The organism is Bergeyella cardium (assembly GCF_003614945.1).
Classification (GTDB): Bacteria; Bacteroidota; Bacteroidia; order Flavobacteriales; family Weeksellaceae; genus Bergeyella_A; species Bergeyella_A cardium.
Genome location: NZ_QYCZ01000001.1, coordinates 448,643 through 469,530, shown reverse-complemented (window position 1 = coordinate 469,530; position 20,888 = coordinate 448,643). Strand labels below are relative to the sequence as shown.

The window sequence follows — 20,888 nt, the reverse complement described above, 5'->3', positions numbered from 1 at the left end:
TAATAACACCATAATCTTTTATCAAATGAAAAAAAATAGAATATATACCGCTCTTGCAATCCTCCTCGCTATTGTAAGCTGCTCACGACAAGAGGGCGACTTCTACACGCCCCTCTACGAAACCTCCATTATCGCCGAAATGGGGAAAGATGCCCAAGTCTTGAAGTATAATAACCTTAAATTCTCGTTTAGAGAGCTCAATACAGGGCATAGCTTTAGCCAAGAAACTAACGAAAACCAGCTGAACCTAAAACTAGAAATAGGCACCTATGAAATCGCAGTAGAAGGCTCGGCAGAGATAGAAATCGCAGGCGAAACCCACACTACCCATCTGAAAGGCTACCTACCGAGCTGCGCCATTACAAATGAAAACACCCAAATCCGCATCGAGCTCCTACGCTCCTCTGGGCAGGAGGACTTCATCATCTCCGAAATCTTCTTCGCAGGAAGCCTTACGAACGAGGGCAAGCAGTATGACGATGATAAGTACATCCGCCTCTATAACAATACCGACAAAACCCTCTACGCCGATGGGCTGATGATAAGCCAGTCCGAATTTACCACCGATGATAAGCAAAACTATGAGCCCAACAAGATGAACGAGGCATTTACCGTAACCGCTATTATAATGATACCCGGCTCGGGGACGGACCACCCCGTAAAACCTGGCGAATACTTCCTCATCGCCGATACAGGGATTAATCATAAGGAGTATAATGAGAACTCGCCCGACCTCAGCAAAGCCGATTTTGAATTCTACAAAGAAGGAATGGACGATATAGACGCCCCTAATGTGCCGAACACCCTATCCCTCGTCTCCGAAATGGTGATGAAGAACCAAGGGAATACCGCATATAGCCTTTCCAGACTACCGAAAGGAGTCTCCAAAGAAGATTATCTGAAAAACTATACCTATAAATACAAATGGACCTATACCTATAACGGCTATGTCTTCAACCTGAGCGAGAAGTCCTACTACATCCCCAATGAGTGGATAGTAGATGCCGTAAACCTCAGCATCCCTACCGAATTTCAGTGGTTGGTAACGGCGCCGTCATTAGACATCGGCTACACCTACACCGCAAAAACCTACCACGATGACAACCGCTACGGAAAAAGCGTGAAAAGAAAAACCCTCCACACCGATAGCACAGGCAAAGCAAAGCTGAGAGATACCAACAACTCGTCGGCAGACTTCACACCACTGTCTAAGCCCTCATTATTAGAATAAATATGAAACACAACCTTGCCCTAATGCTGTTTGCTGCCATCTTCTGCCGCGCACAGCAACAAACGGATAGCATCCAAACAAAAATCTACGAAAACTACCTCCTCAGGAATAACTGACTCGGTGCCGCCTACAAAAACCCCGCTCAGCAGTTTCTGAGGAAGGAGATCTCCCTCTCCTCGCTCTCCACCTCCCTCCAAAAGACCGAGAAAGAGAGGTACGAAGCCCAGAGCGGAAGTGGCGGTAGCCTGTTCTCGGTAGAAACCCAGTCCTACCTCAAGCTCAGCAGTGCAAATACCGTCTGGGGAGAGGCGCACTACCAGAACGGCGAGCAAAAAGCCATCATCTGGAATGAGACCGCAGATGCCCACCTCCTCTACCCTTACCTCTCCGCAGATGCCGTAGGAGGTAGCCTGCAAAACGAAGCCTATTCCATCTCTGGCGGGTTTAATAGGGCTAAAGGAAAAACTCAATTCGGCTTAGAAACCTCCTACCGAGCCTCCAATCAATACAGAAAAATAGACCCCAGACCGAATAACATTACCTCTGATTTCAGTATTAAGGGAGGGTTAGCAAGGGATATTGCGCGCTACAGCATCGGTGCAGATGCCTTTTACAGACGATATACCCAAAACAACGAAATCAAATTCTATAACAAAATAGGGAATACCGCCATCTATCACCTCACAGGCTTGGGGACATTTAACAACCTCCTTGTAGGTAATAAATTAGAAAGCTATTATGACGGACAAGGCTATGGAGCCAGCCTAAGCCTCCTCCCCAAAAACCGACAAGGGCTAATGCTCCATCTCGGCTATAAAAATTTTAGTTTTGATAAAGTGATGCCGTCTTTTGCAGACCTCACCGCTTTGTCTATTGATGAAAACCATCTGCACGGCGAAACCTCTTGGCTCTGGGAAAGAAAAAACTCTAATTTTAAGCTCAACCTCGAGGCGAGCATTATCGATAGAGCCGGCACCGAAGGTATTTTTGATAACCGCTCTACGAATAACTACATCACGATAGGAAGGCTCAAAAGCTACCTCCACCAGCAGCAGAAATTTAGCCTCTCTACCGATATAGAATACCGCACACCGTCATCCGCTTGGTATTTTATGCCTTTCGTAGCCCTCCATTTTTCAAAAGAAAGCTATAAAAAACCGATGATATACCAAGATTTTGAGAGCTTATACTTCGGGCTACGCTCCCGCTACACCACAATGCTCAATGGCGGACTGCTCAGCATAAGCTATAACCTAAACAACCGCTATGGTTTGGATGCTCGGTCTCATTTCGGTTATCAATATCCTGTGCAAGCACTTGAAAATGCAGTGAAACATAAGTTCAACCTCCGCTCCCAAAACTATTGGGAAACCGAAACCTCAATAAAGTACCATCTGAAACCTATCAAGAAACAGCATATCTTTGCCCAAATCAATTTCTGGCAGCAATACTTCCCAAAAGCGACCAATACAGGCTATCTGCTCGGCTTGGGAATAGAATTTTAAATCAAAACAATGAAAAAGTTATTATTCACCGTATTCATCCTCTCCATTTTCTATGCTTTCACCGATGGCATAATACCCAAAACCCATACAGGCACCCCGATACAAGACCTCTCAAAGTACAGACAAATGTATAGCAAGCCGATAAGCCAATGGGAAAAACCACAGATAGATAAAGGCGTGGAATGGGAAGAATTCTCGCCCATCAGCTTTGATGAAAACTATGAGCAAACGATGGAGCAGCCCCTAATCCTGCTTGGAAAAATGCTTTTCTTTGACCCTAAGCTCTCGGGCTCTAACCAAATCTCTTGTAGCAGCTGCCACGACCCCGAGCTCGGCTGGTCAGACGGGCGCGAACGCTCCTTGGGGCACGACCACCTCCTCGGAAAGCGAAACACCCCCTCCCTCTTTAACACCGCCGATAGGAAATCCTACTTCTGGGACGGGCGTGCAGCTACCCTTGAAGAACAAGCCGACGGCCCCATCACTACCCTACACGAGATGAATGCCATCCCCAGCGAAATCGTGAAAAAACTAAGCCTTATCCAAGGCTATAAACCGCTTTTTAAAAATGCTTTTGGCACAGAGGAAATCACCTACGATAAAATACGAACTGCCCTTGCAGAATTTCAAAAGACCATTAGAAGTACGCCCTCCCGATTTGATAAATTCCTAAACGGAAACTACAAAGCACTAACCGATGAGGAAATCTATGGGCTACACCTCTTCCGAACCAAAGCCCGATGTATGAACTGCCACTACGGAAAACACTTCACCGATGAGAAATTTCACAATATTGGGCTTAGTTTCTACAAACGGGAGCTTCAAGACCTCGGTAGGTATGACATTACCCAAAACCCCGATGATATCGGGCGCTTCCGCACACCTACCCTCCGCGACCTGATGATTACAAAACCCTGGATGCACAACGGCCTCGTGGAAGACCTACAAGGCGTAATCAATATGTATAACAGCGGTATGCTCCCCACCAACCCTACAAAAGAACAAAAAGCCGCAGACCCACTCTACCCCGTAACCGACCCGCTAATGAAACCCCTCGGACTGACAAAAGAGGAATCCCTCGCTCTACAAGCCTTTATAAAATCCCTAACCAATACCCACTACAAAATGTCCCGACCAGATTTTCCAAGAGCAGGAGGCAATTAGCTTCTAGCTAATAGCTTTTAGCAACTGACAACTGGCTTATTCTACATATATCCTATATTTGTGCAATAAATAACAGTTTTAAATGTTTAATACTGGGTTGAGTTGTCATTAAAGAGGACTATCAAACATTCAAAAAGAAAATGAGCGTGAAAAGTATTTTATTATTTGTTTTTTCATTAATCTATACCCTCGCCTTTTCGCAAGGAAATGATGAAAAGGTAAAAGATATAGGCGAAGTGGTGATAAAAGCAAAAGTAAAACGCTACAAAAAGAAAAAAGACAACCCTGCCTACTCCATATTACAGGAAGTTTGGAAAAGAAAAAGAGAAAACGCTCTAGAGAAATACAAAACTTATAGCTACGACGAATACGAGAAAATAGAGTTTGATATCAATAATATAGACAGCTCATTAGTAAAGAAAAAAATCTTTAATAAGATGGATTTCATCTTTGATTATGCCGACTCTACCTCTAACGGAAAGCTCAAGCTCCCTTTCTTCCTAAACGAAGCCGTCTATAAAATCTACGGAGAAAACCAGCCACAAAAGCGAACCAAAAGAAAACTCACCGCACAGAAAACAGCAGGGTTTCAGGATAACGAAGTCGTAGCACTGATGGCAAAAAACCTCTTTAAAGATACCAATATTTTCAGCAATACGATTAATTTCTTCAATATAGGTTTTGAAAGCCCCATCTCCTCCACAGGTTTCTCGGTCTATGACTACAACCTTCTGGAAGATGTTACCATAGACGGCAACGAATGCTACCGAATACTCTACGAACCTAAAAGAAAAGATGTGCTCGCCTTTCGTGGATATATCTATATCGTGAAAGATGGGTATCATCTGGCAAAAGTTACCCTGCGCTCGCCAAAATCTCTTACGATGAACTTCGTAAAAAACCTGTATGCAGAGTTTGAATTTTCATCGCCAGATGCAGACTCCTACCTCCCCTATCGCATATATTCAGAGTTTGAATTTTCATTCTCAAAGACAAATAAAGAAGCAAAGGGGCTCATCACCAAGAGGAGCATTCGCTATACCGACTATCAGTTTAATAAAGATTTTGACCCAAAAATCTTCACAGAAAAAGACGAGCCTACCGCTACCAAAGATTTAGCAAGAGATGATGAATACTGGAAAACCGCCCGTACAGATTCCCTCAGCAAATCCGAAGCAGGGATATACACAATGCTCGACAGGCTCAACGAAGTCCCTAAGTTTAAAGCCATCCTAAAAGCGTACAGAACCCTCGGAACAGGGTACTACAACATCAATGAAAAGATAGATGTAGGGAGTATTTATTCCATCTTCGGACAAAACAATATAGAAGGACTGAGGCTAAGGCTCGGGGCGAGGACTTTCTTCTCTCAAAATGACACCTGGCGAGTAGAAGGATACGGTGCCTACGGCTTTAAAGACAGAAAATTCAAATACAGCGCAGAAGCCCGCGCAATGCTCAATAAACAGAACCGGCTCACCATAGGTATAGGCACAAAGCGAGATATCTTACAGCTCGGGAGCAGGCTTACCACAGGTGAGGGGATTATGAGTTCTTCCTTCGCCTCCTCTCTCGTATCCCGCTCTGGAAACGGATTGCTGAGCAATGTAACACAAACCAATGTCTTTACCTCCATAGAACCTGTGAAAAACCTCCAATTCAGGTTAGATGGCACTTTGCAGAGCATTACTTCTGCAAACCCTGAGCAGTTCAGTATGATGTACCTGAAAGATGGCCAGCTCCGAAAGACGGTTAATGATGCTAAACTTACGCTGAGCATCATCGCAAAACCTGGAGCTAAATATTCCAAAATAGGACTTGACCGAAAGGAGCATTCTACCCTCTCGCCTACCCTTATGCTCAAATACACAAGGGGGATAGAAGGGCTTTTTAATGCAGATTTCAATTACGACAAATTGCAGTTTATGTATTATCAGCCGATGATTATCAGCACTTGGGGAAAATCTTACCTCACCGTAGAGGCGGGTACAAACTTCAATGCCGTACCTCTTGCATTGCAAAACATCATCCCTGCAAACGAGAGTTATGTTATTTCAAGAAATACTTTCTCTCAGCTCAATTATTATGAATTTGTGGCGGATTCCTATGCTACCCTGCACTATGAGCATCATTTTAATGGGAAATTCCTCTCCTACATCCCTCTCATAAAAAAACTAAAACTTCGTGAGGTAGGGTTTTTCCGTGCTGCAACGGGCAGTCTCAGCGAGGCATCAAAAAACATCAATATAGGAGCGAAGAAATACTCCGCTCCTACTGAGCACATCTATTATGAATATGGTTTTGGAATTGAGAATATCGGTCTGGGGAATTTTAGATTCTTCCGTGTAGATTTCAACTGGAGGGGCAACTATCTCGATAGACCCGGCATCTCAAAATTCGGAATCAAGGCGGGTTTGCAGCTCTCCCTCTAAGCTTAACCTAAGAAATCACTCCACTGCCGATAAGCTCATCATCTAAATACCAAGCAGCGAATTGCCCTTCTGCAATTGCCGATTGTGGATTTTCAAATGCGATAAACAGCCCTTCATCAAACTGATAGAGCGTTGCATTTTCTAAGGGTTGCCTGTACCTAATGCGAACTTTGGCAGGCATAGACGCTCCCGTTTTCAACCTCAAATCTGGGCGTACCCAATGCACCTCGCTATTATCAATCCTCAACGCTTTTCGGTAAAGACCAGGGAAAGAATGCCCCTCCCCCACAAAGAGGATATTATTCTCCATATCTCGGTGGATAACGAAGCAAGACTCCTTATGCCCACCAATACCTAAGCCCTTGCCCTGCCCAATCGTATAATACTGCGCTCCCTGATGCTTCCCGATAACTTTACCATCGGATTTTTTATAATCGATTTTCTGTGAGAGATATTCCAGCTCGCGGAGCTTTTCATCAGCTGAGAAGGAGACCTCCTCTTGGTGGAAGAGCGGTGAATCTCTAAAGATTTCTACAATCTCACCTTCTTTGGGCTTCAGCTGCTGTTTCAAGAAATCTGGCAGGCTTACCTTTCCTATAAAGCAGAGCCCCTGAGAATCTTTTTTCTCGGCGGTAACTAATCCTGCCGCCTTGGCAATCTCTCGCACTTTGGGTTTTTCCAGCTCCCCGATCGGGAAGAGCGCCTTAGACAGCTGCTCCTGACTCAGCTGGCAGAGGAAATACGACTGGTCTTTATTTTTATCCTTACCCGAAAGCAGGTGATAGACCGTTTCTCCCGCTTCATTCGTACTGGTTTCTATTCGTGCATAGTGCCCCGTAGCTACTTTATCGGCGCCGAGAGAGAGTGCAGTTTTCATAAACACATCAAACTTTACTTCTCGGTTGCAGAGCACATCTGGGTTGGGCGTTCTGCCCTTTTCGTATTCGGCAAACATATAATCTACGATTCTCTCCTTATACAGCGCACTCATATCAATCACCTGGAACGGGATTCCGAGCTTCTTCGCTACCATAAGGGCATCGTTACTGTCCTCTATCCAAGGGCACTCGTCTTCTAAGGTTACAGAGGCATCATTCCAGTTTCTCATAAAGAGACCTATGACCTCGTGCCCCTGCTGTTTCAGGAGGTAAGCGGCCACGCTGCTATCTACCCCTCCTGAGAGACCAACTACTATTTTCATTCGGCAAAATTACAATAAAATGGATGAATATTAAGGCGAATAAAGCCCCTTATACGGCGATAAGCCCCATCTTTGAGCCTTCTCTCAGTACGAAATTTTTTGCTTGCTCGGGGTTGTTTTCTATCTCGCCTTCTAATATGGCTTCTTTTACTTTTTCTTTGAGAATACCGATTTCTTTCCCTGGTTTAATGCCAAAGAGCTGCATAATTTCCTCGCCTGAAATTGGGGGCTGGAAGTTTCGCACGCGGTCTCTCTCCTCTACTTCTTTTATTTTCTGGGCTACATACTCGTAATTTTTCTTAAATTTCGTTTGTTTCGCGTGGTTTTTCGTGGTGATATCTGCCTTGCAGAGGGTGAATAAGTCCTCGAGGTCTTCGCCAGAGTCAAAAACAAGGCGGCGAAGTGCGGAGTCCGAAGCGTTATCGGTAACGAGGGCGATCGGTCTGGCGTGCATCTTCACCAGTTTTTGCACATATTTCAGGTCATTGCCCAGCGGGAGTTTCAGCCTCTTGAAGAGGGGTTTCAGCATTTTTGAGCCGAGGTATTCGTGCCCGTGGAATGTCCAGCCCGTTCCTTTTTCAAATTTTTTGGTGGGTGCTTTGCCTATATCGTGGAGGAGTGCTGCCCAGCGGAGCCAGAGTTTATCGGTATTTTGGGCGATATTATCCACCACTTCCAAAGTGTGGAAAAAGTTATCTTTATGCGTATGCCCATCTACCTCATCTATGCCTTTCAGTGCGGTGAGCTCGGGGAGGATATGGTCGAGGAGCCCTGTTTCTTCCAAGATTTTAAGCCCTTTGGAAGGCTTTGCGGAGAGCATTATTTTATTAAACTCGTTCATAATTCGCTCCATTGAGACGATTCTAATCCGCTCCGCTTCCTCTTTTATGGCTTGGAGCGAATGTGCCTCTATTTGGAAATCGAGCACACAGGCAAATCTAATGGCGCGCATCATCCGCAGTGGGTCGTCGGAGTAGGTTTGTCGGGGCTCCAGCGGCGTTCTCAGGATTTTATCTGTGAGGTCTTGTCGGCCATTAAAGGGGTCTATCAGCTCGCCGAAATTCTCTTGGTTTAGGGAGATTGCCATTGCATTAATCGTAAAATCTCTCCGCTTCTGGTCATCTTCCAGCGAGCCTTGCTCTACGGCGGGGTTTCGCGAGTCCTCAGAATAGCTTTCCTTCCTTGCTCCCACAAATTCCAGCTCCAAATCTTCGTACCTAAACATCGCTGTGCCATAGGTCTTAAAGACCGAAACTTTCTGCTCTGGAGCGACCTGCTCGGCGATGCTTTTTGCCAGCGCTATCCCGCTCTGCTCGGTTACGAAATCTATATCGGTAGGCACCGCTCTGCCCATAAGCAAATCTCTCACATAACCCCCTACAGCATAGACGGTTTGCCCATTTTCATTTGCGACAGAAGAGATGATTTTAAAGAGTTTAAGGTTTTTATTCTGATTAAGATTGATAAACATAAAATCTGAATTAATAAGGTAAATTTCCAAAATTCCGATGCAAAAATAAGGAACTTGAAGGGAGCGAAAAGCTATCCTCGCTTAAAACTTAAAGTTTCATCTATTTAAAAGCATAGTAATTCGTACAATTAGTAAGAACTTCCATTGATTTCAACTATTGTATCTAATGAAAATCAAAATCATTTTGAAGAAAAAAAAACACTGAAAATCAGTGCTTTAGTATTTTAGAGCAAATGCCCGAAATAATCTTTCTTGGTTTGGAGGTAGTCCTTACTATTTTCATTGGCTTCTATCTGTAGCGGAATCCTCTCTAAGAGCTGGATATCGCTATCCTCCACAAATTTGAGCTTATCAGGATTGTTGGTCAGAAGGTTAATTTGCTTTACTCCAAGCTGGTGGAGGATTTCTATTGCTGAGGAGAAATTTCTGTCATCCGCCGGTAATCCGAGCTCTAAATTTGCTTGCACGGTATCCAAGCCCTGCTCTTGTAAGGAGTAGGCTTTCAGCTTATTGATAATACCGATGTTTCGCCCTTCCTGCCTTAGATAGACGATAATACCGCCGTGCTGCTGCATATACTTCATTGCTGCAGCGAGCTGCTGACCGCATTCGCATTTTTTGGAGTGAAAAACTTCGCCCGTAATACACTCGGAATGGAAACGAACATTCACGGGTTTTGATAAATCTGTACCTTCTGCAATGAGCGCCATCTGGGGCATCCAGTCATCAGATTTTTCGGAAAAGGCAATAATTTTAAATATCCCATAATCTGTTGGGACATTAGATTCTGCTTGTTTTGTAATCATATTTGTAGTTATTGTTTTATTGAAACGGATTTAGGTTTTGTAAGTGTTTCGAGCTTGGTGATATTACTCTTTACCCTTACCAAGTAGCGGTTGATAAGATTGTTATCATCTTTGCTGAGATACTTTCTCAACCTTTGGATTTTCTTATAAGAGCGTTCAATTTCAAATAATGCCTGTTTTCTTGCTTCTATATTATATTCCTGCAAGGCATAAACATAGTTCTTAACGCTTTTTTTAAGGTTAAGAACTTCTTTATTTACGGCATTACTTTTAAATTTAGGAAACCTTGAAACTTGGTTTGTAAGCTCTGATGAGTAGTAAATAATCTCTGATTTGTCTTTGGACTTCTTATTGGTTGATGCTACTTTAGTCTCGGAAGGGAAAGAATTAAGAGACGCCCCCATAGGCGAAATACTCGCCTTCTCCAAAGTGCAAGAGACCAAAAGAATGGGAATTAATAAATATGTAAAATATTTTATCATTTTTTGTTTTTATACAAAACTGGGTTGAGGCTCTCATCATTGTACATCTTCATTTGCTTATAGAGCTTCATCTTTACTCTACCGCTTTCTATGTCATTTAATAAGCAGTCTATCGATGAACTCAAGTCTGCTCTCTGCTCCAAAAGGATCTCTAATTTGTTTTGGCATTTGATTCTATGCTCCTCACTTGCTGTTTCTCTACCTGCTTCTAAAGCCATATGGTAAATTTTAAGTGCGAGGATTGATAATCTATCTACTGCCCAAGCGGGTGTTTCGGTATTGATTTTAGCATTGGCTTCAGGCGTTATATCCTTATACTCATTATAGAACCATTGGTCTATATACTCTACTAAATCCGTCCTCTTTTGGTTTGAAGAATCTATTCTTCTTTTAATTTTGAGTGCTTCTTCGGGAGAGATATTCTCATCTCGGATGATATCTTCCAAATGCCATTGAACGGTATCAATCCAATTTTTGGAATACAAAAGATGTTCCAAAGTATTTTGAGGATAAGGATTACTCTCTGGCTGATCTACACTGTCAAAAAAATGATAATCTTCAATAGATTTATTAAAGATTTGCCAAGCCTGTTCGGTAAAAGTCATTACTTAGTCTCGTTTGAAGAATTAGACTCTTGATGATTTCCCGTACTTTCCTTTTTATCTTCTTCCTTCATAGCATCTTTAAACTCCTTTATTCCAGAGCCCATACCTCTCATTAGTTCAGGGATTTTTTTACCTCCAAAAAGTAAAAGAACGATGAGCAAAACGATGATTATATGCTGCCAAGAAAGGGCTAATACTATTAAACTGTTCATATCAAAAAAATTTGTGCAAATCTACAATTTTATTTAGATATGCAACTCTCTTTTGTAGTTTGAGTATAGTGTGGGCTTTTGTATTTAAAATAAAGTATTATATTTGCAGCCGCAATTAAAACAATATTTTACAAATGAAATCTATTACAATTCAAGGTACAAAAAGAGAAAGCGTGGGCAAGAAATCTACAAAAGCTCTACGCGATGCTGAGCTAGTTCCTTGTGTTGTTTATGGAGGTGCTGAGCCTTTAAATTTCTCTACTGAGGAGAAATCTTTTAAGAACTTAGTTTACACTCCTGACGCACACACTGTGGAGCTTGTAATCAATGGAGAGAAAATCAATGCTGTTCTTCAGGACATCCAGTTCCACCCAATTACAGACAGGATTTTACACGCAGACTTCTACCAACTTTCTGCTGATAAGCCAGTAATTATGGAAGTTCCTGTAAAAATTACAGGTCGTGCAAAAGGTGTAGTAGCAGGTGGTGTTCTTAGACAGTCTTTCAGAAAGCTAAGAGTAAAAGCTATCCCAGCAAACCTTCCAGATGAAATCATTGTAGATGTTACCCCTCTTAAAATTGGTAACAAGCTATACATCGGAGATATCAAAAGCGAAGCATACACATTTATGCACCCAGACAATGCAGTAGTAGCTGCTGTGAAGATGTCTAGAAATGCAATGAAAAATGCAGCTGCAGCATCCGATGACGATGATGAAGAATAATCAACACAACAAATTTTAAACTGTAAAATCCTGCTATTAAGTGGGATTTTTTATTTCACTAATAAAGACTCAAAGACTTTTAGATAAAACCCATTATAAGTATAGCTAAAATAAAATACCAGATTTGAAAATCCGTACATTAGTTTGTACATTTGCGGACTTAAAATCAGTCTAAATAGATTACAGTGATTAAGGTAAGTGAAAAAGCAAAAGAAAAAGCCATACAGCTAATGACCGAAGATGGGTTTAATCCAAAGGATGATTTTATCCGTGTAGGTGTAAAAAGCGGAGGATGCAGTGGACTGGAGTATGTACTGAAATTTGACAGAGAACAAAGCGCTACCGACCAAATCTTTGAGGACAATGGAGTAAAAATAGTAGTTGATAAAAAATCCATACTCTACTTGGCAGGTACTACTTTGGAGTTCTCAGGAGGACTAAACGGCAAAGGCTTCTTCTTTAATAATCCAAATGCTACCAGAACCTGTGGCTGCGGCGAGAGCTTCTCACTTTAAAGTATAGATAAAAAGTTAAAAAAGTAATTTCAATATAACACATAATAAAAAAGATGTCAAAATATACAGAAGATGACCTAAGGGAAGACCTCAAAAACAAAGAATATGAGGCGGGCTTCTATACAGATATAGAATACGAAGACTTCCCTACAGGATTGAATGAGGATATTATACGAATGATTTCTGCTAAAAAGGAAGAACCAGAATGGATGACAGAATGGCGCCTCGAATCATTTCGTATCTGGCAGAAAATGGAAGAACCCGACTGGGCAAATATTAAATATGACAAACCCGATTTCCAAGCTATAAAATATTATTCTGCACCGAAAAAAAAACCAGAATTGGCAAGCCTTGATGAAGTAGATCCAGAGCTTTTAAAAACCTTTGAAAAACTCGGGATTTCATTAGAAGAACAAAAGAGGCTCGCAGGCGTTGCAGTAGATGTGGTTATGGACTCCGTATCCGTAAAGACCACCTTCCAAGATACATTAAAAGAAAAAGGTATTATCTTCTGCTCTATGTCTGAAGCCATAAGAGAATATCCAGATTTAGTAAAGAAATACATTGGCAAAGTAGTTCCAAGAGGAGATAATTTCTACGCAGCGCTTAATTCCGCTGTATTTTCCGATGGCTCTTTCTGCTATGTTCCCAAAGGGGTAAGATGCCCTATGGAGCTTTCTACTTACTTCCGTATTAACCAAGCAGGTACCGGGCAGTTCGAGAGAACACTCCTTATAGTAGATGAGGGGGCTTATGTTTCCTACTTGGAAGGCTGTACCGCTCCTCAGAGGGATGAAAATCAGCTCCACGCCGCTGTTGTAGAGCTTATCGCTATGGAAGGTGGGGAAATCAAATATTCCACTGTACAAAACTGGTATCCTGGTGATGAGGAAGGCAGAGGTGGGGTTTATAACTTCGTAACCAAAAGAGGACTGGCAGAGAGAAAAGCTAAAATCTCTTGGACTCAGGTAGAGACAGGCTCTGCCGTTACTTGGAAGTACCCAAGCGTTATCCTAAAAGGTGATGAATCTATAGGTGAGTTCTATTCCATAGCGGTTACCAACAACTTCCAGTACGCAGATACAGGTACCAAAATGATTCACATAGGTAAGAAAACCAAATCTACGATTATCTCCAAAGGGATTTCCGCAGGTAAGTCTAACAACTCCTACCGTGGTCTGGTAAAGGTACTCCCTTCTGCAAAAGGTTCTCGCAACTTCTCTCAGTGCGACTCTCTGCTTATGGGTAACGAATGTGGTGCACACACCTTCCCTTATATCGAGATAAAAGACCCTACAGGCAGACTGGAACACGAGGCTACAACCTCCAAAATCGGTGAAGACCAAATCTTCTACTGTAATCAAAGAGGTCTGGATACCGAGAAAGCCATTGCACTTATCGTAAATGGTTTCAGTAAAGAGGTGCTCAATAAACTTCCAATGGAGTTTGCGATTGAAGCACAGAAGCTATTAGAAATTTCTTTAGAAGGTAGTGTAGGCTAATAATTAATACATCTAAACAAATGAAAAAGCTATTATTAGTATTATTTTCTGTAATGTATCTGGGAGTATATGCTCAGAAAAATAAAAATTTTCAGCTTTCAAGCCATATCTTGGATATTTCTACAGGAAGACCAGCCCCTCAGGTTGAAGTTGAATTAGAAAAGTACAATGATATTTCCAAACAATGGGTTTTCATTACTAAAAAGATGACCGATAATAATGGAAGAATTACTGATTTCCTTCCTCTCATCAAAGGTAAAAATGAGAATCACGGGAAATACAGGCTGAGATTCTTAACGGAAAATTATTTCACAAACCAAAAAACAGAAAGTTTTTATCCTTATATTGAGGTGGTTTTTCAGATTAAAAATGATGAGCATTACCATGTACCGATTACGCTTTCGCCTTTTGGATACTCTACTTATAGAGGGAATTAAAATTTTTAAGGAAAAAAATATTGAGTAAGCCTATTGCAATAAAATCAAATAATAATATTAACTGATAACAATCAAAACAATGTTAAAAATAAATAACTTACACGCTCGTATAGAAGACGGAGCAGAGATATTAAAAGGAATTAATTTAGAGATTAAGCCTGGCGAAGTACACGCCATTATGGGTCCTAATGGAGCGGGTAAATCTACCCTTTCATCAGTGATTGCTGGTAGAGAAGACTATGAAGTTACGGATGGAGAAATCCTCTTTGATGGGGAAAATATTATAGAAGATGCTCCAGAAGAGAGAGCACACAAAGGAATTTTTATGTCTTTCCAGTATCCTGTGGAGATTCCTGGGGTATCGGTTACCAACTTCATCAAAGCAGCGATCAATGAAACCAGAAAAGCAAACGGACTCGAAGATATGCCTGCAAAGGAAATGCTCGCCCTTATCCGTGAGAAATCAGAGCTACTCGGTATTAAAAAAGACTTCCTCGCTCGCTCGCTAAACGAAGGATTCTCTGGCGGTGAGAAAAAGAGAAACGAAATCTTCCAAATGCTAATGCTCAATCCTAAATTGGCAATCTTGGATGAAACCGATTCTGGACTCGACATTGATGCCCTGAGAATCGTCTCCGAAGGGGTGAATCATTTCAAAAACCAAGGCAATGCAGTGCTCCTCATCACCCACTATCAAAGGCTTCTCAACTATATTCAGCCTGATTTCGTCCATGTATTGGCAGATGGTAAAATCATTAAAACGGGAGATAAATCCCTCGCCCTTGAACTTGAAGAAAAAGGCTACGACTGGCTTTTAAAATAACCCAAATACAGAATTATGCTATTTGAACAGATACAACAGCAGAAAAACTCCCTCTCTGCCGAGAGAGCCTCTGCGCTGGACAAGTTCCTGCAAACAGGCTTCCCTACCAAAAAAGATGAGGAGTATAAATATACCAACCTAAAAGAGATTACCGAGAGAGAATACAACTTCCTGCCGAAAGAATCCCACAACATCGGGAGAGAGCAGCTGAACAACCTCCACCTCGGTGAAGAAAACTTTGACTGGATTGTATTCATCAACGGGAAAATCCACAAAGAACTCTCAAAAATCACCATAGAAAACATCGAGCTTCTCTCCCTCTCCCACATTCTGGAAGATGAGGCACACCAAGACATCATTACCAATTATTTCGATACGATTGCCTCCAAAGAGCTGGCTCTTACGAACCTCAACAGGGCATTATACACCCACGGTTTCTTCCTCCGAGTGCCTAAAAACACTGTTATAGAAAAACCAATACACATTTTTTACCTTTCTGACAATCAAGAAAGCGATACTTTCTATAATGTAAGAAACCTCCTCATCGTAGAAGAAGGAGCAAAAGTAGAAGTCATAGAAAGCCATCATAATTTTGATGAGCATTTTACCTTTACCAACTCCCTCACAGAGATTTTTGTTGATAAAAATGCGCGTGCCGACTGGCATAAACTCCAAAATGATAGCGAGACCTCTTACCTGATAGATCACACCTTTGCTCAGCAGGAGAGAGACAGTATGGCGACCGTAAATACTTTCTCTTTCGGAGGTAAGCTCGTGAGGAACAACCTTGATTTCATCCACAAGGGGGAGAATATTAATTCCTTTATGAATGGGATTACCATCATCGGAGGTGAGCAGTTGGTAGACCACCATACGGCGGTTCATCACAATCAGCCGAATTGTGAATCTTACCAAAACTATAAAGGGATTTATAAAGACCACGCTCACGGGGTGTTCAATGGCAAAGTTTTCGTGAATAAAATCGCACAGAAGACCAATGCCTATCAGCAGAACAATAACATCCTCCTAAGCGAAGGAGCAACCATAGACTCCAAACCTCAGTTAGAAATCTTCGCCGATGATGTGAAGTGCTCACACGGCTGTACGGTAGGTCAGCTCGATGAAGACGCAATGTTCTACCTCCGCGCAAGGGGTATCTCTAAAAAAGAGGCACAGGCACTCCTGCTCTTTGCTTTTGCAAGCAATGTAATGGAGAATATCGATATAGAACCCCTAAAACAAAAAATATCAAAACTCCTCGCGGAGAAATTAACCACAAAAAGAGAGTCTTAAAGACTCTCTTTTAGCTTTTAGCGGCTAGCTATTAGCTAATTGCTAATTGCCATAAGCCCTATATTTGCAACTAAAATTCTATTAAAATGAAAATAAAACTCAGCAGGCTCAATGATAATTTCCTGTTTGAAGGTACCAATGAGCAAGGAAATAAAATAAAACTCGACAACGCCAGCCTGCCACAAGCAGAGGGGGCGTCTCCGATGGAAGCAGTACTAATGGCAGTAGCAGGGTGTAGCGGTATAGATATAATCGCTATTCTCAAAAAGCAAAGACAGCAGATCACCAACTTCAGTATAGAGGTGGAGGGAGAGAGAATGCAGGTAGATGAAGCTAAACCTTTTAAATCTATCCACCTGAAATTTATCATCGATGGAGAGGTAGAGCCCAGAAAAGCATTAAAAGCAGCAGAACTTTCGTTTGAAAAGTATTGCTCCGTATCTAAAAGCCTTAATCCCGATATTAAAATAAGCTACGAAGCCGTTATCAATGGTAATAGAGCAGAAGATTAGCCTTAAACACAGATGATATCCCTTAAACCGATGAAGAATGCCATTTCTCTACTGATGCTGGGCTTTGCCTTAGTTTCTTGTGCCCGAGTAGGCTCGCCCGTAGGCGGTGCGAAGGACAGCCTTGCCCCCAAATTGGTAAAATCCAATATAGATACTACCCGAATAAATGTGCCTACTGACCTTAAACAGCTGAGACTCTACTTTGATGAGTATATCACCCTGAAAGAGGTTCATAAAAACCTGATCATCTCCCCACCTATCAAGTATAAGAAGATTATCCCCGCCTCTTTGGGAAATAAATTTATACTTATAGAATGGGATGAAACACTGCAACCCAATACCACTTATAATTTCAACTTTGGAAATTCTATTGCAGATTTAAATGAAGGCAATGTACTGCCTTACTTCAACTTTGTCTTCTCCACAGGGTCGGAGCTCGATGATACTTATATCAGCGGTACGGTAAAGAGCGGATATACTTTCCCGAAAGAAAAAAACGATGCTAAAAAGAACTTCATCATAGGGCTGTATAAGGCTTCTGATTCGGTAGACTATACGAAAAAACCCTACTATATTACCAAAGCCGATGAGGACGGATACTTTGAGCTCAGCCACCTTGCAAAAGGCAAGTACAGAATCATTGCATTTGATGATACCGATCAGAACTCCATCTTCACCGCTGGGAAAGATGAAGTCTTTTTCAAAACTGAAGACCTTGACCTGAGGGAGAATATTTCTAATATGCAAATCAGAACTCTGCCTTCCAAAAAACCTTTGAAATTCTCAGAGTATAAAGAAGTAGCGGGTGGTTTCCTCTTTAAGTTTGAAGGACAGCCCGAAAGCATCAGCCTAACCTCCGAGACCGAACTCCTGAAAGAATATAAATCTGTACACAAGAAGTTTTCAGACTCTGCAATGCTCTGGTTTGATGACAAACAACTCAACCTCCCAGAAACCAATATCAATATAGGTCTTAAAATAAAGTATCAAGCCGATACACTTAAAGGCAGTGCTTCCCCATACTATAAGGCGAGCGTAAAGACAGAATTCGGACTTAGCAATAATACTGGTGCGAGCCTACCGCCCACAGGGAAGTTTTATATCGATGCGAATAGACCCATTACAGAGCTCAATACAGAAAAGTGGATTCTAAAGCAGGACAGCATCAATACTCAGCCTTTTACTGCTAAAATTGTAGAGAACCATCCTCATAAGATTGAAATATCCAGCAACTTTATTTCTGGGAAAAAGTATGAGCTGAACATTCCTAAGGAAAGCGTTTCTACCTATTATTTAAAACTGCCTAAGACCTATCAGTTCAACTTTGAAATAGATAAACCCGAGAACTACGGCTCATTAGAGATGAGGCTGAAAACCAAACCCGATGCTCCTTTTTGGATGCAGCTTCTCAATGAGCAGGACGAAGTGAAATATACCCAGTTTACAGAAGCTGGTACCATTAAATTTAATGTCCTGAAGCCTGGGAAATACTATGTTCGTATTCTGGTGGATAACAACCGTAATGGTATCTGGGACGAGGCAGATTTTAAAAACCAAACCCCTGCCGAAGAAGTATTTATCTACGACAAAATGATAGAAATACGCCCTCTCTGGGAAAATATAGAAGACCAATGGAGCATTAAATAACGATAACTAATGAAAAAACTTTTTAAAATCGTCGGACTAGCTGTGCTTATCTTCGGTCTCATACAGCTTATCCCGATAGACAGAACTAAAAAGCCGATAAACAAATCTGAGAACTTTACCGATATTTATAAAACTCCTAAAAATATAGAAAACAACCTTAGAAAAGCCTGCTATGACTGCCACTCCAACGAGACCGTATATCCAGATTATGCCTATATAGCACCGATCTCCTGGTCTATTCAAGAACACATAAATGCAGGTAGAGGCAGCCTCAACTTTTCTATATGGGCAACCTTCAATAAGGACCTTAAAGAAAGTATGCTAAAAAATACGATAGGAGATTTAAAGGAAAATAGAATGCCCATCCGTGGATATACTGTGTATCACCCTGAAGCCAACCTCAGCAAACAGGAAATAGATGAGCTTATCAGCTACTTTGAGAATATCTTGGAAACAGGAAACTATTAACTCCACTTTTAGTTTCTCACTAAAAGAACCTTACACAAGTTTAAATTTTATATTAAATTTGCACGAATTATTTTAAAACAAAAAAGAACATTATATGAGCTGTGGATGTAAATCGTCCGGAAACTCCAATCATAGTTGTGGTTCTAAATCTGCTAATGGGTGCCCAAGCGTGGATACCTGCTCAAATAGTTATAAATTAAGTGTCTTCGATTGGCTTTCTACCATAGAACAGCCATCAAGAAACAGAATGAACGATGTAGTAGAAGTAAGATTTAAAAACGATAGAAAATCTTTTTATAAAAACCCCAATAATCTTCCGCTTCATATCGGGAGTATTGTTATTGTAGAGTCTTCCCCTGGGCACGATGTAGGCGTTGTAAGCCTCACTGGTGAATTGGTAAAAATCCAAATGAAAAAGAAAGGTGCATCACTTGGACAGGCACCTAAGATTTATAGAATAGCCAACCAAAAAGATGTAGACACCTGGTCAGAACTTCGCAATAAAGAAGAAGCCGTAAAGAGAGAGGCAAGGAAGCTAGCATCTTTCCACCGTCTGAATATGAAAATTACAGATGTGGAATATCAGGGAGATGGTGGTAAGATTACTTTCTACTACATTGCCGATGGGCGTGTGGATTTCCGGCAATTGATTAAGGACTATGCTGTGAGTTTTAAGACGAAGATTGATATGAAGCAAATCGGTTTCCGACAGGAAGCTGCAAAAGTTGGTGGCCTCGGCTCCTGCGGAAGGGAGCTCTGCTGCTCCACTTGGCTTACGGATTTCCGCTCTGTGAATACCAATGCTGCTCGCTACCAGCAGCTGAGCATCAATCCTCAGAAACTTGCAGGGCAATGTGGTAAGCTCAAATGCTGCCTCAACTTTGAGCTCGACAGCTACCTTGATGCCCTCTCCGTATTCCCTCCTACCAACTCTGTATTAGATACCGAGAAAGGAAAGGCTTTCTGTATTAAAATCGATGTTTTCAAAAAGAAAATGTGGTTTGCCTATATGGAAAACTCAATGACTTGGTATGATATAGATATTTCCAAAGTATCAAAAGAGCTATCCAACAACCGAAAAGGAATACAGTCTCCCCCATTGGAAGAGCTTACAGGTGTAGAAATTGCTACTGCTGGCTTTAAACCAAGTGCTGACCTTATCCAAGAAAACAGAGTGGACAGGTTTGAAAAGAAAAACAGAAAAGGAAGAAAGCAAGGAAACGACTTCCCTAAACGGGAAAACAGAAGTAAAAAACAAGGCGAAGCAAAAACCTCAGAAGCCAGACCTCAAAAGCTAAATGAGAAAAAAGCCGAAAATAAAAACCGAAAGCCCAACCCAAACAAGAAAAAGCCGAGAAATAATGATAGACAAAAACCTTCTTCGGACGCTGAGTAGCGGACTCATACTCGGTCTGCTTTTCCCAATGCTCAGTTGCTCAAATGACGGGTTATATATGCAATCCGTAGATGGCAAGTGGGCAAAGGACACTCCCCTTTCTTTCAGCTTTGAAGTAAAGGATACCAAAGTACCCAAAAATATTATATTTGTCGTGAGGAATAATAATGATTATCCTTACTCCAATATCAGAGTATTTAGCTCGGTGAGTGAAGAAGGGGCTAAAAATGTAGCGGTGGATACACTGAACTATATAATGGCAAAGCCCAATGGAGAATGGCTCGGTGCTGGCTTTGGAGATACTAAGGAAATCAAGTTTCTCTACAAAAGCCAGTATAAATTCCCTAAAAATGGGAAATATATCATTAGTATAAAGCAAGCGATGAGAAATGATAATCTGCCAGGTATAGAAGACTTTGGAATAGAAATATCTTCTGCCGAGTAGTTTGCACATAACATAG

Annotated in this window: 21 protein-coding genes; 15 read left to right on the top strand and 6 right to left on the bottom strand. The window is 41.6% G+C overall.

The features are described 5' to 3' along the window. The first annotated feature begins 25 nt into the window (after positions 1-25). The 4 genes from D8991_RS02175 to D8991_RS02155 all read left to right on the top strand — a co-directional run bounded on the left by D8991_RS02175 (position 26) and on the right by D8991_RS02155 (position 6,332). Complete coding sequence (locus D8991_RS02175) at positions 26-1,231, top strand: DUF4876 domain-containing protein (protein ID WP_120488556.1); 1,206 nt, start codon at positions 26-28, stop codon at positions 1,229-1,231. 152 nt (positions 1,232-1,383) lie between these two features. Next, positions 1,384-2,736, top strand: a complete 1,353-nt coding sequence (locus tag D8991_RS09150; RefSeq protein ID WP_394364123.1) for a DUF6850 family outer membrane beta-barrel protein — start codon at positions 1,384-1,386, stop codon at positions 2,734-2,736. Between the two features lie 9 nt (positions 2,737-2,745). Continuing rightward, complete coding sequence (locus D8991_RS02160; RefSeq protein ID WP_120488553.1) at positions 2,746-3,900, top strand: cytochrome-c peroxidase; 1,155 nt, start codon at positions 2,746-2,748, stop codon at positions 3,898-3,900. A gap of 146 nt (positions 3,901-4,046) precedes the next feature. After that, positions 4,047-6,332, top strand: a complete 2,286-nt coding sequence (locus D8991_RS02155; RefSeq protein WP_245957164.1) for a DUF5686 family protein — start codon at positions 4,047-4,049, stop codon at positions 6,330-6,332. Positions 6,333-6,339: 7 nt separating this feature from the next. Here the strand turns inward: D8991_RS02155 and mnmA are convergent, their stop codons facing one another. The 6 genes from mnmA to D8991_RS02125 all read right to left on the bottom strand — a co-directional run bounded on the left by mnmA (position 6,340) and on the right by D8991_RS02125 (position 11,109). Then, complete coding sequence (mnmA, locus tag D8991_RS02150; RefSeq protein WP_120488551.1) at positions 6,340-7,533, bottom strand: tRNA 2-thiouridine(34) synthase MnmA; 1,194 nt, start codon at positions 7,531-7,533, stop codon at positions 6,340-6,342. A gap of 49 nt (positions 7,534-7,582) precedes the next feature. Next, positions 7,583-9,004 carry a CCA tRNA nucleotidyltransferase gene (locus D8991_RS02145; protein WP_120489670.1) on the bottom strand — a complete coding sequence of 474 codons (1,422 nt, stop codon included), beginning with the start codon at positions 9,002-9,004 and terminating at the stop codon, positions 7,583-7,585. Positions 9,005-9,228: 224 nt separating this feature from the next. Then, entirely contained in the window at positions 9,229-9,810 is a 582-nt protein-coding gene (gene ribA / locus D8991_RS02140) for a GTP cyclohydrolase II (protein ID WP_120488550.1), read from the bottom strand. Positions 9,811-9,818: 8 nt separating this feature from the next. Continuing rightward, positions 9,819-10,292, bottom strand: coding sequence for a hypothetical protein (locus D8991_RS02135; protein WP_160223840.1), 474 nt, complete (start codon positions 10,290-10,292; stop codon positions 9,819-9,821). Next, the gene (locus D8991_RS02130) at positions 10,289-10,897 is read right to left on the bottom strand and encodes a DUF4254 domain-containing protein (RefSeq protein ID WP_120488548.1); all 609 of its coding nucleotides are present in this window, start codon (positions 10,895-10,897) and stop codon (positions 10,289-10,291) included. The genes D8991_RS02135 and D8991_RS02130 overlap by 4 nt, the downstream gene beginning before the upstream one ends. Further along, positions 10,897-11,109, bottom strand: a complete 213-nt coding sequence (locus D8991_RS02125; protein WP_120488547.1) for a twin-arginine translocase TatA/TatE family subunit — start codon at positions 11,107-11,109, stop codon at positions 10,897-10,899. The genes D8991_RS02130 and D8991_RS02125 overlap by 1 nt, the downstream gene beginning before the upstream one ends. 134 nt (positions 11,110-11,243) lie before the next feature. Here D8991_RS02125 and D8991_RS02120 point away from each other — a divergent pair, with 134 nt between their 5' ends. From D8991_RS02120 to D8991_RS02075, 11 genes are all read left to right on the top strand, one after another. Continuing rightward, positions 11,244-11,834, top strand: coding sequence for a 50S ribosomal protein L25/general stress protein Ctc (locus D8991_RS02120; protein WP_120488546.1), 591 nt, complete (start codon positions 11,244-11,246; stop codon positions 11,832-11,834). A 185-nt stretch (positions 11,835-12,019) separates the two neighbouring features. Further along, positions 12,020-12,349, top strand: coding sequence for a HesB/IscA family protein (locus D8991_RS02115; protein WP_120488545.1), 330 nt, complete (start codon positions 12,020-12,022; stop codon positions 12,347-12,349). A gap of 53 nt (positions 12,350-12,402) precedes the next feature. Continuing rightward, complete coding sequence (gene sufB / locus D8991_RS02110; RefSeq protein ID WP_120488544.1) at positions 12,403-13,851, top strand: Fe-S cluster assembly protein SufB; 1,449 nt, start codon at positions 12,403-12,405, stop codon at positions 13,849-13,851. Between the two features lie 20 nt (positions 13,852-13,871). After that, positions 13,872-14,288 carry a hydroxyisourate hydrolase gene (gene uraH, locus D8991_RS02105; RefSeq protein ID WP_120488543.1) on the top strand — a complete coding sequence of 139 codons (417 nt, stop codon included), beginning with the start codon at positions 13,872-13,874 and terminating at the stop codon, positions 14,286-14,288. A gap of 79 nt (positions 14,289-14,367) precedes the next feature. Then, a complete protein-coding gene (gene sufC, locus D8991_RS02100; RefSeq protein WP_120488542.1) occupies positions 14,368-15,111 on the top strand; it encodes a Fe-S cluster assembly ATPase SufC in 744 nt (247 codons plus the stop codon). A 12-nt stretch (positions 15,112-15,123) separates the two neighbouring features. Further along, on the top strand, positions 15,124-16,404 hold the full coding sequence (gene sufD, locus D8991_RS02095) for a Fe-S cluster assembly protein SufD (protein WP_120488541.1): 1,281 nt from the start codon (positions 15,124-15,126) through the stop codon (positions 16,402-16,404). Positions 16,405-16,490: 86 nt separating this feature from the next. After that, on the top strand, positions 16,491-16,916 hold the full coding sequence (locus D8991_RS02090) for an OsmC family protein (protein ID WP_120488540.1): 426 nt from the start codon (positions 16,491-16,493) through the stop codon (positions 16,914-16,916). Positions 16,917-16,928: 12 nt separating this feature from the next. Beyond that, positions 16,929-18,563 carry an Ig-like domain-containing domain gene (locus tag D8991_RS02085; protein ID WP_245957163.1) on the top strand — a complete coding sequence of 545 codons (1,635 nt, stop codon included), beginning with the start codon at positions 16,929-16,931 and terminating at the stop codon, positions 18,561-18,563. A gap of 9 nt (positions 18,564-18,572) precedes the next feature. After that, complete coding sequence (locus D8991_RS08900) at positions 18,573-19,031, top strand: heme-binding domain-containing protein (protein ID WP_160223845.1); 459 nt, start codon at positions 18,573-18,575, stop codon at positions 19,029-19,031. A gap of 94 nt (positions 19,032-19,125) precedes the next feature. After that, positions 19,126-20,427: a PSP1 domain-containing protein gene (locus tag D8991_RS02080; protein ID WP_120488539.1), complete on the top strand. Its 1,302-nt coding sequence runs from the start codon at positions 19,126-19,128 to the stop codon at positions 20,425-20,427. Then, positions 20,393-20,872, top strand: a complete 480-nt coding sequence (locus D8991_RS02075; protein ID WP_120488538.1) for a gliding motility lipoprotein GldH — start codon at positions 20,393-20,395, stop codon at positions 20,870-20,872. The genes D8991_RS02080 and D8991_RS02075 overlap by 35 nt, the downstream gene beginning before the upstream one ends. Positions 20,873-20,888 lie beyond the last annotated feature (16 nt).

Bases quoted from the DNA above. Each gene is read 5' to 3' on its own strand.
- D8991_RS02075 (WP_120488538.1), top strand. From the start codon at position 20,393: ATGATAGACAAAAACCTTCTTCGGACGCTGAGTAGCGGACTCATACTC.
- D8991_RS02090 (WP_120488540.1), top strand. From the start codon at position 16,491: ATGAAAATAAAACTCAGCAGGCTCAATGATAATTTCCTGTTTGAAGGT.
- mnmA (WP_120488551.1), bottom strand. From the start codon at position 7,533: ATGAAAATAGTAGTTGGTCTCTCAGGAGGGGTAGATAGCAGCGTGGCC.
- D8991_RS08900 (WP_160223845.1), top strand. From the start codon at position 18,573: ATGAAAAAACTTTTTAAAATCGTCGGACTAGCTGTGCTTATCTTCGGT.
- sufC (WP_120488542.1), top strand. From the start codon at position 14,368: ATGTTAAAAATAAATAACTTACACGCTCGTATAGAAGACGGAGCAGAG.
- D8991_RS02135 (WP_160223840.1), bottom strand. From the start codon at position 10,292: ATGATAAAATATTTTACATATTTATTAATTCCCATTCTTTTGGTCTCT.
- sufB (WP_120488544.1), top strand. From the start codon at position 12,403: ATGTCAAAATATACAGAAGATGACCTAAGGGAAGACCTCAAAAACAAA.
- D8991_RS02120 (WP_120488546.1), top strand. From the start codon at position 11,244: ATGAAATCTATTACAATTCAAGGTACAAAAAGAGAAAGCGTGGGCAAG.
- D8991_RS02085 (WP_245957163.1), top strand. From the start codon at position 16,929: ATGATATCCCTTAAACCGATGAAGAATGCCATTTCTCTACTGATGCTG.
- D8991_RS02175 (WP_120488556.1), top strand. From the start codon at position 26: ATGAAAAAAAATAGAATATATACCGCTCTTGCAATCCTCCTCGCTATT.
- D8991_RS02125 (WP_120488547.1), bottom strand. From the start codon at position 11,109: ATGAACAGTTTAATAGTATTAGCCCTTTCTTGGCAGCATATAATCATC.
- D8991_RS02160 (WP_120488553.1), top strand. From the start codon at position 2,746: ATGAAAAAGTTATTATTCACCGTATTCATCCTCTCCATTTTCTATGCT.
- uraH (WP_120488543.1), top strand. From the start codon at position 13,872: ATGAAAAAGCTATTATTAGTATTATTTTCTGTAATGTATCTGGGAGTA.
- D8991_RS02145 (WP_120489670.1), bottom strand. From the start codon at position 9,004: ATGTTTATCAATCTTAATCAGAATAAAAACCTTAAACTCTTTAAAATC.
- D8991_RS02080 (WP_120488539.1), top strand. From the start codon at position 19,126: ATGAGCTGTGGATGTAAATCGTCCGGAAACTCCAATCATAGTTGTGGT.
- ribA (WP_120488550.1), bottom strand. From the start codon at position 9,810: ATGATTACAAAACAAGCAGAATCTAATGTCCCAACAGATTATGGGATA.
- D8991_RS02130 (WP_120488548.1), bottom strand. From the start codon at position 10,897: ATGACTTTTACCGAACAGGCTTGGCAAATCTTTAATAAATCTATTGAA.